Source organism: Dolichospermum sp. UHCC 0259 (genome assembly GCF_009711935.1).
GTDB lineage: Bacteria > Cyanobacteriota > Cyanobacteriia > Cyanobacteriales > Nostocaceae > Dolichospermum.
Genome location: NZ_VIKX01000264.1, coordinates 18,446 through 33,465 on the forward strand (window position 1 = coordinate 18,446; position 15,020 = coordinate 33,465).

Genomic DNA, 15,020 nt, shown 5'->3' on the forward strand with positions numbered 1-15,020 from the left:
GGCAAATGTTTTTAGATATACAAAGTCTGATTGGCGTATTAGTAAAAGATTTCTGGCGTTACCAGACTGCTATCTTAGCCAAAGATAATAGCTATTTATCTATTTGTAACCGCTACGAAAAGTTGCAAGTATCTCCAGATCATGAAGGCTTTTTGTGTGATTGGTTGTGGACTTCTGACCTACACGCCCCCAAAATATTGCCATTTTTAGGTAAGCAACTTTTTAGAAAAGCCTTAACAAATCATCCGATCACTTTGAGTAATATTACTCCTGAAAAATCTAATTCTCCACAGGTAAGCTTTATCATTGGACATCGAGGAAAACCCCGCTTACCACATCTTCTTAAGACTCTAGAAAGTATCGCAGGGCAGAGCAATATTCAACTTGAGTGTATTGTCGTCGAACAAGATAATTTATCTCTCTTACCAGAATATCTACCTTCTTGGGTCGAGTATATTCACACCCCACTGCCCGCTGTAGATATGCCCTATTGCCGCTCATGGGCTTTCAACGTTGGTGCGAGAAAAGCAAAATCAGATATTTTAATTTTCCATGACAACGATTTCTTGATTTCTCAAGACTATGCCAAGGAAGTTTTAAGACGAATAGAGCAAGGTTACGAAGTAGTTAATATTAAGCGTTTTTTATTCTATTTATCTCAAGTCGGGACTCAGCAATTTTTTGATAATCGAGGTTCGTTAATCAATAAGCCTTTAGAAAATATTGTACAAAATCTGGAGGCAGGTGGTAGTATTGCGATCGCCCGAAATAAATACTGGCAGATTGGTGGCTTTGACGAAACATTTATAGGTTGGGGAGGTGAAGATAATGAATTTTGGGAAAGAGCGCAAACCCTTAAAGTATGGAATTACGGATATTTACCAATGGTGCATCTTTGGCATCCTTCTCAAACAGAGAAAGAAAAAAGTAGGAATAATGCACCAGCAGTAATTCTTTACAGAGAATTAAGCAAATTGCCTGTTGTAAAAAGAATAGAGAATTTACAATCTTGTCATTTTGGCAATATTGACACACCAGTTATCTACAACAAAGAAAGATCATGAGTTTTATATCTAAAAATAGTATGAAAAATTCTTGGTATGAAGACTATTTAATGTGTCCAGACTGTGGATGTAATTTGAATATCGAGGATAAAATTTCTTGTACAAGTTGTAAGTTTTCAAGTGATCTTACTAACTTAAAACCACAAAATCCACAAAATTCTATCATTTCCGTCAAAAGAATAGATAGTGGTATAGTTAAAAACATAATAGATAATGTTGATATATCTAGACCAATACTTACATATGATGGACCTAAGGGTCTTAGAGATTCTAGTGAGTTACTGACAGAGATAACAAAATATTTAAAATTAAGAGGCAATATTCTAGATTTGGGTTGTGGACCACGTGATCAATTCATATGTTTTGATTACCTGGGACATAATTATGTGGGAATAGACTACAGTAATATATCTGCTGACTTCTTGGCTGATGCCCATTCCATTCCCTTTAAATCAGCAAGTTTTGATTGTGTAATTTCTTATGCAGTCTTAGAACATTTGTACAATCCTTTCTTGGCTATAAATGAAATAGAAAGAGTTTTGCATCCGAATGGTATTTTTGTTGGTACTGTTTCTCAAGGAGAGCCATTTCATTCGTCATTTTTTCACCACACCGCATGGGGGTTAATTTCCCTTGTTCAATCTACCCAATCGCTTAAGGTAACTCACCTCTGGAATTCTGCTGATACACTTACAGCTTTATCAGAGATGGGCAGCTACAACAAATTTACTAAATCACTTTTACGATTAGCATCGTATGTTGAATTAAAATTACCATTTCTCACGCCACGAAAAATGTTTACTTGGTCTGAAAAAGAGAAACAAATAGATCGATTGAACAGTTCTGGTAGTATCTGTTTTGTTATCCAGAAAACTTCTAGTAATCAACAGGAGTTTTAATCATGTGTGGAGTAGTAGGCTGGCAGTCAATTTCTAGACAAAATATCGACCCTCAAGTTCTAGAAAATGCCCTGAACTCGATCGCTCATCGAGGTCCTGATGATTCAGGTACATATTTTGATCACGAGTTAGGAGTTGCATTAGGACACCGCCGATTAAGCATTATCGATCTAAGTAATGCCAGCCATCAGCCAATGATAGATCCACAGTCAGGCGTGGTAATTGCCTATAACGGGGAACTATACAATTTCCGAGCGCTCCGAACTGAACTAGAAACATTAGGGCATCACTTTAACTCACGGGGTGATACAGAAGTATTTCTTAGGGCTTTTATTGAATGGGGAGCTAGTTGCTTTAACCATTTTGCAGGTATGTTTGCCGTTGCTATCTGGGATAAGCGAACCCAAAGCCTTTACCTAGCAAGAGATCCCACGGGAATGAAGCCACTTTATTATGGTAAACTTCCCGATCACAAAGGAATTATATTTGCCTCAGAAGTAAAAGCATGGCTGCAAATCCCTGGATTTCAACCCACTCTCGATCAACAATCTTTACAGCAGTTTTTAGAATTTGGTTACACATTTGATCAAGATCGAACGATATTAGCAAATGTCAACAAAATCCCTCCAGGATGTTATTTAAAAATACAACGAGGTGAAATTCAAGAAACTCATCGCTACTTTACTCCTCCCTCCGCAGTTTCTAAAACTGCAATCAAACCAGCAGAGCAATTAGAAGAGCTATATGAAACCTTTAAACAAGTTGTTTCAGAACATTTACTCGCTGATGTTCCTGTTGGCATACTCCTATCGGGTGGACTGGATTCTAGCTTATTAACATCCTTAGCCTCAAAACATGGGCAAGTTACAACCATCAGCATGGCATTTGCCGAATCAGCGATTGATGAAAGGGCTGATGCTCAAATAGTCGCCCAATATGCAAATACTAAACATCACGAAGTAGTTATTAGACCTCAAGAAGTAATTAACCAAATTCAAGGTAAAGCATGGATTTTTGATGATTTATTTGCGGATTGGGGAACTTTTAGCACCAATATTCTTTATCAAAAATGCCGTGATATGGGTATTAAAGTTGTTTTGGTTGGTGAAGGTTCGGATGAATTATTTGCAGGCTATGGTACTTTTTTGCCACCTCAAGGAATTGAAGAGTGGCAAATATTTAAGCTGTATCAGCGTTATGCAGGTAGACGTTATGGCAAATACTACCTAAATTTTCGCAATATATTTAAGCAATATTTACATCAATCCGCAGGTGACTTTTGTCAAGCAGTCCGTCTATTTGAATCTCAACGGCAACTGCCAAATAACTATGTAATGAAAGTAGATAAAGCTAGTATGGCGGCTAGTGTTGAAGCCCGTTCCCCTTTCTTAGATCGTCGTATTGCAGAAATAGCATATCAACTACCTAGCAATTATTTGTTGAATCAAAAAAGTAATAAATTAATATTAAGAGAAATGGCTCACAAGTATGATTTATTACCCAGTGGCGTAATTAATCGTCCCAAATTTGGAGCCTCGATTGCTAGTTCATGGATTGAAGAAAATTCACAATTTCGTCAATTTGCTAGTGATGTTATGTTACAGCCCAATAGTTGGTGTCAAAAGCTAGGATTAAAATCTGCCATGGAAGATTATCTAGTTCATGGCAAAAAAGGGTATGCTTTGCCTAGTAACTTATCTATATTTACCCATATTGGTTGGCGATTGCTATTACTTGAACTGTGGTCTAGTTTTTATTTAAAATGATCAATCGTATCAAAGGTCTAGTTAGTACAATTATTCCCGTCTATAATCGCTCAGAAGAACTTATTCGAGCAGTTGAAAGTGTTCTCACTCAAACCTATAAACAAATTGAAATTATCATTGTTGACGATGGTTCTACAGATTCCACCTTTGCAATTGCTCAACAACTAGCATCTAGTCATCCCGATATAATTTATGTATATTCCCAAACTAATAGCGGTCCTGGTGTTGCACGGGAAAAAGGACGTTGTGTTGCCAGAGGAGAATTTATCCAATATTTAGATAGCGATGATATTTTGCTTCCCAGTAAATTTCAGTGGCAAGTTGCAGGATTGCAAGCCAACCCAGATTGTGGTGTTTCCTATGGGATGGTCAGGCTGCGTTATCCAAATGGTAGTGTGACGACTGAGCCTCACAAACATACGGGTATTTATGTGGCGACTATGTTTCCTTTAATGTTGCAATACCGTTGGTGGGAAACATCTGCTCCTCTCTATCGAGCAAAAATTTGTGATGGCGCAGGAGCTTGGACAACACTCCGCCTAGAAGAAGATTGGGAGTACGATTGTCGAATTGCTTCTCTAGGTGTCAAACTAAATTACTGCTCTGAATATGTTTGTGAATTTTCTATGCACGATGGAATACGTTTAAGTCGTGGTGAAGCCCTAGATCCAAATCGTCTATGCGATCGCGCCCAAGCCCATAGCTTAATATTAAATCATGCTATTCGCGCTGGAATCACAGAGGAACAGCCAGAAATGCAACATTTCGCTAAGGAACTGTTTTTACTCGCAAGGCAATGTGGGGCAGCAGGACTAAGCCAAGAATCTCGTCAACTATTCCACCTGGCAAGGCAAGCTTCAACCCCGGAAATTAGGGATAGTTTTAAGTTTAAGTGTTATAAAATATTAGCAACCTTATTCGGTTGGAACTATATCGGTAAACTAGCTTGCTGGAGTGATCGGTGGCGTAATGCAAAATAATCCTCAAGTATCAGTAGTAATGAGTGTTTATAATGGTGCTGATTCATTACCCCGCACTATTGAAAGTATTCTGGCTCAAGAAAATGTAGATTTTGAGTTTATTGTGGTCAATGATGGCTCCAAAGATAATAGTGGCAAAATTCTAGACACTTATGCCCAGGGAGATCCAAGATTAAGAATTATTCACCAAGAAAATTCAGGTTTAACAAAAGCTTTAATTCGTGGCTGTGCAGAAGCAAAAGGAGAGTTTATTGCCCGGCAAGATGCTGGTGGTGACATATCCTATCCGAGACGATTAGTATCTCAACTTGAACAATTACAACGGGAGTCTAATGCTGTTTTTACTTCTTGTGGTACGCGGTATGTAGATCCAGAACATGAAATTTTGTATGAAGTTCAGATGACTCAGGCAGAGTTAAATGAAGGACTTCATGAAGACTCTTTAGAAAAGTTAAAAGGTCCATCCCATCATGGTAGCGTAATGTTCAGACGCAGCATATATGAATTTGTAGGTGGCTACAGATCAGCGTATAAAGTTGCTCAAGATTTGGATTTATGGATTCGTATGTCTGAATGCGGATTGTGTTTGACAACAGAGGAGATTTTATATGAAGCAGTGTGGATATCTAATGGAATAAGTTCCCGTCAGCGTCCACAACAAGCAATTGCTGCAAAGGCAGTTTTAGATTGTGCGATACATCGTCAAAGAAAATTATCTGAAGACGATATCCTAAACAAATTAACAGAAGACTTGAAGAAATCCAAGTTTAGACTAGATAATTCAAAGTTGTTAGAAGCAAATGCTTGGTATTTTATGGGTGCGTGTGCCTTAAACTATTCACGTGATCGAGCGCGTCGTCATTTTTTACAAGCGATAAAATGCTATCCTTTTCATGTTAAAGCATTTTTGCGACTAATTTTACAATAATTCAAATTAAAAGCTTACTCATGAGTCAGTCTATAATAGGGAGTTAAGCGTAGGTAATACAAATTGGTACGATAAAAACTAAATCTTTATACCAACACTAAAAAATCATGAAATTACATCAATTTTTATATCCATTTACGAAACTTCCAAATTTTAGAGGGAAAGTTCGATTTCTCATATTGCTATACAAAACGCTTCGACCGGGGAGATCACATGATATTTTTGACACGAAGTTACATCGCCCAGTCCCTTATTTGGTAAAATTGGACACTCATAGTTCTCTCGAACTTATGGCTTATATGATGGGAGGCTATGAGCAGGACACAGTCGAATTCTTGGTAAAGCTCTACAATGAATTTGAGTTTATGCCAAAGTTAAAGGCAAATGGCTTTTTCAAGAAAAATTTGAAACAAAAGAATATGTACAAGATTTGTTGATAGTCCCTGAAGAGAAAGCTTTAAAATTAGGTTGGTGTCTTACATAATTTGAATACTAAATTTTTGCCATGAACTTTCAAATCAGTAACAAATTAATTGATTCAAAGAGTTTAATTTACTAATAACTGTACAGGAATTACATTGATGAGTGATATAATACTGTTAATTAGTGCTGCATTGGTATTTGGAGCTATTATATCTGACTGGAAAACTGGTATTCCAATTGGCTTATACACAGGTTTTCTGCAAGACCCCTTAAGAAAAATCATACCCGAACAGCCAGTTGCTTTAAACTTACTAATAGTAGGTATATTTCTATTAACAGCTTTATCGGCAATAGTTAAATTTAGAAGATTTAGTTTATCGGAAGTTTTTCAAAATTATTCAAACTTACTAAATTTATTAAAAATTTTCATTTTATTTGTATTTTTACAGGCTTTAAACGCCTTTTTGAGAACAAATTCACCCGTAGTTCCCATATTGGGTATTCTTTCGTATTTACTTCCATTATTTGCTATTTGCCTGACATCTTATTATTTCTATAATGCTCGAGACCTGGAAAAGTTAGTATTAAGTTATATCTTAATAAATATTGTTATTGCTTGTAGCATCTATCTTGAATGGTCCAATCTTGTAAACTGGGAAATACTCAAACCCATTGGCAAGGCTTTAACTATTACTGATAGTCGCATTAGCGGGGGGATTTTAATATCTCATGCGGGCATCATGCGTACTTCTGAAGTTGCCGCATGGCATATGGGTAGCGGTATTTGTGCAACCTGCCTACTTTTTTTGTCAGGTAGCTACAAAAAATTAAATCTGATAGCATTACCAACTGTGATGCTATTATTTAGCGCTGGGTTACTAACTGGTCGTCGTAAATTTGTCGTTACGGTCATTACTTTTCTGCTCTCTTACTTAATACTATATATTTTGACTTCTCTGTCTATCAGCAAAAAGATGTCTCTTCAGCCATTGATAATATTGATGTTTTGCTTATTATTAGGATCAATAGCACTAAACTCAATATTAGATACTGATTCCTTTCAAGCTTACACCACCAGAGGTGAGATATCTGTCAATGATGTGCAAGACCGCTTTAGTGGGCTAGGTCTAAGTTCGATACAATGGGCGCTTAATTACGATAACTGGATGGGTTTCGGTGCTGGTATTGTCAGTGGAGGCAGTCAATATGCTGCTGGTGAATCCTATACACTCGTGGCAGGTGCTGGAGAAGCAGGTTTAGGTAAAATAATTATCGAATTAGGAATCCCAGGATTTCTTTTGTGTGTAGTTATTGTTTATGTGTTGACTCAATATTTATGGAAAATACTGAAGATAACGCATCAATATGACAGTAAAATTGGCTCTCTTACCAATGGGGTCTTAGCATTTCAAATAGCCAACTTTGCTGTATTTACCAGTGCGGCTCAGATATATGGAGATCCTTTTGTTTTGAGCATTCAAGGATTTTGTATGGGTTTTGCTTTTACCTCATGGAAACTTATTGCTCGCAAAGTCTTTAATAGGAATATGTCGTAATTAATTCACTTGATAATCTCAATACCTGAATCTGCTGAGATTGACGCTTACTGAGTAACTCTATAATTTTTTTCGATGAAGATAATTAACCAGTTTACATTACCCATCAGCATTATTATTCCCACATATCAACGGGAAAAAGTATTAATTGATACATTGAACTACATTTTCGCTCTACCTGTGAAAGCAACAGAAATAATTGTTGTAGATCAAACATATCAGCATGAGCCTGAAATTGACCGTCAACTTACAGAATGGCACGAGCATGGTCAGATTCTCCTAATCAGACTATCTCAGCCATCAATTCCCTACGCCATGAATGAAGGATTATTAGCGGCTAAGTGCGAGATTGCACTTTATCTCGACGATGATATTATCCCCGACCCAGAACTTGTCTCAGCTCATTGGCAAGCCCATCAAGAATATCAAGACGTAATTGTAGCTGGAAGGGTAATTCAACCATGGGAAGAAGATCAAGAGATTTCAACTACAAAAAGCCCATTTGCGTCCACAGAGAGTGAGTGGAAAGAACAATTTATGGGTGGCAATTTCTCCATTAATGTCAGACAAATTATTGATTTAGGCGGCTTTGATGAGAACTTTGTTAAAGTTGCCTATCAATTTGAGGCAGAGTTTGCCTATCGTTTTCGTCAGACTGGAGGAAGAATTAGATTTGAACCGTCAGCTTGCATTCATCATCTCAAAGTAAATTCTGGAGGTACTAGAAGTCATGGTCATCATCTAACCACATGGTTACCCAACCATACCGTAGGTGATTACTATTATCTCTTGCGTGCAAAAGGTATGCGTGGACGCTTTAGTAAAATGCTTGCTCGACCATTTCGCTCCATTATAAATCGTCATCATCTTTCCCATCCTTGGTGGATTCCGCTGACTTTGATAGCTGAGATTAGAGGTATGCTCTGGGCTTTATCTTTGTTTCGCCAGGGTCCGTCATATATTGATCGCCATATAAGTGGTTAAAATAATTCAATCCTAATTTGAGGCTATCGCTAGTTAATGTCTTCTATTCCCAAGGTTTTAATCGTTGCTACTCATCCTATCCAATATCAAGTTCCTTGGTTCCAAGCTTTAGCTCAAAGAAATGATCTAAAACTAGAGGTTTTATTTTTATCAATCTTAGATGCTCAACAGCAAGGAACTGGTTTTGGTATTGCTTTTGAATGGGATATTCCTCTACTAGAAGGATATCAATGGTCTGTTGCCAAAGAATATTTGCATAAAACAGGATACAGTGGTTTCTTATCCCAATACCTCTCCCATCCCGTTCGACTAATTCAAGATTTGCAGCCAGATATTGTAATTTTAACTGGTTGGCAAACTCTGCCATTAATTCAATTATTAGGAGCTTGCAAATTTTTAAGTATTCCTTGTATGGTTCGTGGTGAATCTAACAATTTGAAACCTCGACCTATTTGGGTACGTTTAATTCATCAGCAATTGCTAAGACTTTATGATGCTTTTTTAGTGATTGGTAATAACAATCGTCTTTTTTATATTGAAAACGGTGTACCTAAACGCAAGCTTTTTTCTTGTCCTTACTTTATTGATAATCAACGTTTTGAAATATCATCTGAGCATCTACAACCCCACAGAGATGAAATTCGTGACCATTGGCAAATCGAAAGTGCCGCAGTTTGTTTTTGCTATGTTGGTAAGCTAGAGAACAAGAAACGAATTTTTGACTTGCTTGAGGCTCTACGGCTGCTAAAAGTGCGATCAACTACTTCCTCTGTTCACTTATTGATTGTTGGTACAGGCGAATTGATGAATGAAGCTCAAAGCTTTGTAGAAAAATATCAACTATCGGTAACCTTTGCAGGCTTTCTTAATCAGAGTGAGATTGCTAAAGCTTATGTAGCTTCTGATTGCTTAGTTTTACCTTCTGACTATGGCGAAACTTGGGGATTAGTGGTAAACGAAGCAATGGCTTGTGGTTTACCTGCTATAGTTAGCGATCGTGTTGGTTGTGCAAGTGATCTTATTGAATCTGGTGTAACGGGAAAGGTTTTTCCCTTTGGAGATACAGTTGTATTAAGCCAGATAATCGAACTAGCTAGTGTTGATATTACACAACTTCAAGAAATGGGAAAAAATGCCCGCCAACGAATATTTGATCGGTATTCAATAACCCAATTGGTAGCAGGAACTTTAGCATCTATTCAGTATTTGAGGTTGGATTCAAAACAGTAAAAACTTATGAATAAAAATAATCTTCACCTCTGGTTTCCGAACATATTTGAATTTACAGGGGGTATTCAAACATACTGCTGTTTCTTCCTCCAAGCCATTCAGAATATCTACCCTGATACTGATTATGATATCTTTATCAAACATGATAGACATTCCTCACCCAACTTCTCGACCATAGCCCCTACTAGGTTTCACCTTGCTGGATCTATACCATTACCACTGAGAACAGTTGCATTTGCAGCCCAGTTAATTGGTTGGGGAATCTGGAAACGCCCAAATCTAATCATTACCGGACACCTAAATTTTACTGTTGCAGCCTACTGGCTAAAACGGTTGACAAATATCCCTTATTGGACTAGTGCTTATGGTATCGAAGCCTGGGATATCAAAAACTCAGCTTTGCAAACAGCTTTACATCATGCAGACCTGATTTTAGCAATTAGCAGTTACACACGCGATCGCCTCATCAAAGAACAAAACCTCGACCCAAATAAAGTTGTTATTTTACCATGCCAGTTTGATCCAAGTCGCTTTCAACCAGCCCCAAAACCTACTTATTTATTAGAAAAATATGGACTAAGGCGGGAACAACCTATAGTATTAACTGTAGCTCGACTAGCAGAGGTTGAACGCTATAAGGGTTATGACCAAATTCTTCAAGCACTTCCTCAAATTCGTCAGCAAATTCCCGATATTCATTACATTCTTGTGGGTAAAGGAAATGACGAGACTAGAATTAAGCAATTAATTACCCAACTCGGATTACAAGATTGTGTCACCTTAGCTGGATTTGTTCCTGATGAACAACTGTGTGATTATTACAATCTCTGTGATGTTTTTGCTATGCCCAGTAAAAAAGAAGGATTTGGTATTGTCTATTTAGAAGCATTAGCTTGCGGTAAACCTGTTTTGGGAGGTAATCAAGATGGTGCAGTTGATGCTCTTTGTCATGGTAAGCTGGGAGCGTTGGTAAATCCTGATAATGTAGATGAAATTGCTAAAACTATTATTCAGATTTTACAGGGTACATATCCTCATTCTTTAATGTATCAGCCAGAATCTTTACGTCAACAGGTTATTGATACTTTTGGTCTTGAGCAGTTTCAGAAAACTTTGGCTGGATATTTGCATGATTATAATGGCTGGCAACCAGTTAAATCCAATGATTGAAGTGAAATTTTATATCGTAAAGATTAACTATGTGCGGAATTGCAGGCATTATTAACCTAAATCCCAATGATGGGAATTTAGAAGCAAAAATCGAAAAGATGCAAACTGCACTAAAACATCGTAGTCCCGATGATGCAGGTATTTATATTTCAACTGACAAACAAGCAGCTTTAGCTCATACTCGACTTTCTATTCTTGATCTCAGTTCCGCTGGACATCAACCCATGTCTACCAATGACGGACGATATTCAATTACTTTCAACGGAGAAATATATAACTTTCAACAACTACGAGAAAATTTAATTGCTCAAGGTGAAAAATTTCATTCTCAAACAGATACAGAAGTAATTCTTAAACTTTATCAAAGAATCGGTTCTGACTGTGTCCAACATTTACGAGGAATGTTTGCTTTTGCCATTTGGGATGATTTAGAAAAAACTTGTTTTTTAGCTCGTGACCCTTTAGGAATTAAGCCACTTTACTATTACCAATTAGGTACAACTTTAGTATTTGCTTCCGAACTCAGAGCAGTTTTAGCATCTGGTTTACCTGCAATTAATATGAGTGTGGAAGGATTATATGGTTATTTAACAACCGGTTCAGTTCCCGAACCATACACCCTAATCGCTGACATCCATTGTTTATCCGCTGGTAATTGGCTATATTGGCAGAATGGAAATATTACTAAAAAACAATATTGGCAAATAAATTTTACTCCTGAAAAAATTTCTCCTCCAGAAGCGCAAGAAATAGTCCATACAGCTTTATTTGATTCTATTAAACATCATTTTATTAGTGATGTACCAGTGGGAATTTTCCTCAGTGGTGGTATTGACTCCACAACCATTCTCGCTTTAGCAACCCAAACCCAACAATCGCAATTATCTACCTACTCCATAACTTTTGCTGAATCAGAATTCAATGAAGGAGAATTAGCTCAAAAAATCGCTAATCATTTTGGTACAAAACACACAGAATATCAAGTTACATCATCCTTTGCTAAGAGCATATTACCCGATTTCCTCGCAGCAATTGATCAACCGAGTATTGATGGCTTTAATACATTTTGTGTCTCTAAAGTTGCCCATGACAATGGCATGAAAGTAGTATTATCAGGTTTAGGAGGAGATGAAATATTTGGTGGATATCAGTCTTTTCAAAAAGTTCCCCAAATGGTTGCATGGGGTAAAAAACTAAATACATTACCTTTCTTGCGTACAGGTTTGGGTCTAGGATTGGAACGTTGGGGAACTTCACCAAAAATAAAACGATTGGGTGACTTTTTAAAACAACCTCCTACTTTCGCTTCTGCTTATAATACTTTTCGCGGTATTTTTTCTCATCAAGAAGCTTGTATCATTATTAATCAATTATCAATAAGCATCCCAATATTACCCCCCTTAGTCCCCCCTTATCAAGGGGGGAAACCGGAATCTACTTCCCTCCCCTCAGTCACTTTCCAGGAAGGGAAACCGGAGTCTAGTTCCCTCCCCTTAGCAAGGGGAGGGTTAGGGTGGGATTCTACTTCAGAAGATGAAGTCAGCTTTTTAGAATTAAGTCGCTATATGCGTAATCAATTACTGCGAGATAGTGATGTTATGAGCATGAACTGGGGTTTAGAATTGCGTGTGCCTTTTGTGGATAAAGTTCTATTAGAAGCTGTTGCACCAATTCCTAGTAGTATTCGTTTAGAGCAGGGGAAAAAACTTTTAACCCAAGCAATTACAGAAGTACCTGATTGGGTAATAAATAGACCCAAAAAAGGCTTTTCTTTTCCCTTTGAAAGTTGGATGGATAGTGAATTTGGTGATTATTTCCAAAACCTAAATATTCCCCCAAATATATCTCTCACTCCCTGGTATCGTCGTTGGAGTTTAGCAATATTGAAACATTGGTGGGAGCAGATTAAATCATGAAAGTTCTCCATATAATTCCTTCTGTTGCGACTATTCGCGGCGGTCCTAGTCAGGCAGTTTTAGAAATGGTTAAAGCCTTAAATAATTTAAATATTGAGGCTGAAATTGCCACAACCAACGATAATGGAACAGAGTTACTAAATGTACCTCTAGGAAAATGTACAGATTATCAACAAGTTCCCGTTTGGTTCTTTTCGCGGTTTTCTCCCCCTATACACCCATTGAGAGAGTTTGCTTTTTCTAGAGAATTAACTATTTGGTTATGGCAAAATATTCGTAATTATGACTTGTTACATATTCATGCTATTTTTTCTTATAGTTCTACTATAGCAATGGCGATCGCCCGCATTCAAAAAATTCCTTACATCATTCGTCCTCTAGGACAACTGTGTACATGGTCTTTAAAGCAAAGTGCCATGAAAAAGCAACTATATCTCAGAATTATTGAAAAATCTAATCTTAATCATAGTCAATCAATTCATTTTACTTCCGAAGCAGAACAACAAGAAGCTTCACTATTGAATTTAACCTCTTCAAGTTTTGTTCTTCCTCATGGACTTTCCATTCCAGCGATAATTCCTAATGCTTATCAACGGCTGCGACAACAATTTAATCTACCAGTAGATGAACCAATTATTTTATTTTTATCTCGCTTACATCCCAAAAAAGGATTAGATTACTTAATTCCCGCATTAGGAAAAATATCTCATCACCGATTTACATTTATTTTAGCAGGTAGCGGTGAACCAGATTATGAAAATGAAATTAAATCACTTTTAGTTTCTGAGGGAATTGAAAACCGTACCCATTTTACTGGATTTGTCCAAGGAGAAACCAAGGATTTATTAATGCAAGGAGCAGACTTATTTGCACTGACTTCCTATTCCGAAAACTTTGGTATATCAGTTATAGAATCTCTAGCTGCGGGTACTCCAGTTATAATTACACCTGGTGTCGCTTTATCTGATATTGTTGCTCAACAACAAATTGGCTATGTTGAACAACTGGATGTAGATGAGATAGCTACTGCTATTCAGCATTTCTTAGATCAGCCTCAAGAATTGAAAAACATGGGCGATTCCTACGGAGCGCTAGTTCCCTCCGGGACGCTTTGCGAACGCTATCGCGCCAGGCAGTTTATTTTAGAAAATTACACATGGGATAGTATTGCATTAAGAATGATTTCAGTATATAAGGATTTACTTTTGAAAATATCAATTTGATAGGAAATTTGAAACCCAAATTATAGATGTGTTAAAATATAAATACTGATTATTCTCTGTAGAGAGAACTATGATTAAAAATTTTACCCAAGAAAATGTCAGTCAAACATTAGAACAGAGAAAGAAAGAAGCATTGCAAATTGCCCAAAAATGTCAGGAAATTCTCTTAGAAAATGGAGCGCAGGAAGTAATATTATTTGGTTCTTTATCAGGTGAAAGTCCTTGGCATTGGCAATCTGATTTAGATTTAGCTGTGAGCGGAATGTCAGAACAACAACGATGGGATGCTTATTCCATCTTGGAAAAAATTACACCTCATTGGTTAAAAATAGACTTAGTAGCATTAGAAGAAATTCCAAACTTTGTCCGTCGTCGCATTCTCAAAGAAAAACCGATGCCTACTAATAACTATTTAGCACTAAAAACTCGGATCGAAGATGAAATGATGGCTTTAGAGCAAAATTTTCAAGCTTTAAATCAATTAATTACTCAAGCAGAAAGTATTCCAGAAATTGCTCTCACTCCTGCTTTATCTAGTTATATTTGTGATTTTTATACCGCTTGTGAGCGAATTAGTGAGCGAGTCGCTGTAAGCTTGGATGGAGGAATGCCAAAAACACAGAATTGGCATGAACAATTATTATTACAAGTAGCAGAAGTTGGCGGAAAAAATCGTCCACCCTTATGGCAAGGTTCGTTGTTGTTACAACTAAATGATTATCGAAAATTTAGACATTTAGCACGTCATAGTTATAATCTGCAACTCCGCAAGGAAAGAGTATGGGAATTAGCAAACCAGATAGAATCAGTGATGGAAAAAATAAAAATAGCGATCGCCCTTTTCAATAATTGGTTAGAATCTCAAGCACAAGACATATAAT

Annotated in this window: 12 protein-coding genes; all 12 read left to right on the top strand. The window is 37.1% G+C overall.

Annotation, left to right across the window (positions count from 1 at the left end):
* Nucleotides 1–5: 5 nt before the first annotated feature.
* Nucleotides 6–1,064, top strand: coding sequence for a glycosyltransferase family 2 protein (locus FJR05_RS21895; protein ID WP_168646057.1), 1,059 nt, complete (start codon nt 6–8; stop codon nt 1,062–1,064).
* Entirely contained in the window at nt 1,061–1,963 is a 903-nt protein-coding gene (locus FJR05_RS21900; RefSeq protein WP_168646058.1) for a class I SAM-dependent methyltransferase, read from the top strand. The genes FJR05_RS21895 and FJR05_RS21900 overlap by 4 nt, the downstream gene beginning before the upstream one ends.
* 2 nt (nt 1,964–1,965) lie before the next feature.
* Entirely contained in the window at nt 1,966–3,729 is a 1,764-nt protein-coding gene (asnB, locus tag FJR05_RS21905) for an asparagine synthase (glutamine-hydrolyzing) (RefSeq protein ID WP_168646059.1), read from the top strand.
* Nucleotides 3,726–4,709, top strand: a complete 984-nt coding sequence (locus FJR05_RS21910; RefSeq protein WP_168646060.1) for a glycosyltransferase family A protein — start codon at nt 3,726–3,728, stop codon at nt 4,707–4,709. The genes asnB (FJR05_RS21905) and FJR05_RS21910 overlap by 4 nt, the downstream gene beginning before the upstream one ends.
* Nucleotides 4,699–5,637 carry a glycosyltransferase family 2 protein gene (locus FJR05_RS21915; protein ID WP_168646061.1) on the top strand — a complete coding sequence of 313 codons (939 nt, stop codon included), beginning with the start codon at nt 4,699–4,701 and terminating at the stop codon, nt 5,635–5,637. The genes FJR05_RS21910 and FJR05_RS21915 overlap by 11 nt, the downstream gene beginning before the upstream one ends.
* 581 nt (nt 5,638–6,218) lie before the next feature.
* Complete coding sequence (locus tag FJR05_RS21920) at nt 6,219–7,616, top strand: hypothetical protein (RefSeq protein WP_168646062.1); 1,398 nt, start codon at nt 6,219–6,221, stop codon at nt 7,614–7,616.
* A gap of 75 nt (nt 7,617–7,691) precedes the next feature.
* Nucleotides 7,692–8,600, top strand: a complete 909-nt coding sequence (locus FJR05_RS21925; protein ID WP_168646063.1) for a glycosyltransferase family 2 protein — start codon at nt 7,692–7,694, stop codon at nt 8,598–8,600.
* Nucleotides 8,601–8,636: 36 nt separating this feature from the next.
* Complete coding sequence (locus tag FJR05_RS21930) at nt 8,637–9,830, top strand: glycosyltransferase family 4 protein (protein WP_168646064.1); 1,194 nt, start codon at nt 8,637–8,639, stop codon at nt 9,828–9,830.
* 6 nt (nt 9,831–9,836) lie between these two features.
* On the top strand, nt 9,837–11,000 hold the full coding sequence (locus FJR05_RS21935; protein ID WP_168646065.1) for a glycosyltransferase: 1,164 nt from the start codon (nt 9,837–9,839) through the stop codon (nt 10,998–11,000).
* 29 nt (nt 11,001–11,029) lie between these two features.
* Complete coding sequence (gene asnB, locus FJR05_RS21940) at nt 11,030–12,916, top strand: asparagine synthase (glutamine-hydrolyzing) (protein ID WP_168646066.1); 1,887 nt, start codon at nt 11,030–11,032, stop codon at nt 12,914–12,916.
* Nucleotides 12,913–14,139 carry a glycosyltransferase gene (locus FJR05_RS21945; RefSeq protein ID WP_168646067.1) on the top strand — a complete coding sequence of 409 codons (1,227 nt, stop codon included), beginning with the start codon at nt 12,913–12,915 and terminating at the stop codon, nt 14,137–14,139. Before asnB (FJR05_RS21940) ends, FJR05_RS21945 begins: the two co-directional genes overlap by 4 nt.
* A gap of 70 nt (nt 14,140–14,209) precedes the next feature.
* The gene (locus FJR05_RS21950) at nt 14,210–15,019 is read left to right on the top strand and encodes a nucleotidyltransferase family protein (RefSeq protein WP_168646068.1); all 810 of its coding nucleotides are present in this window, start codon (nt 14,210–14,212) and stop codon (nt 15,017–15,019) included.
* Nucleotide 15,020: the final 1 nt, after the last annotated feature.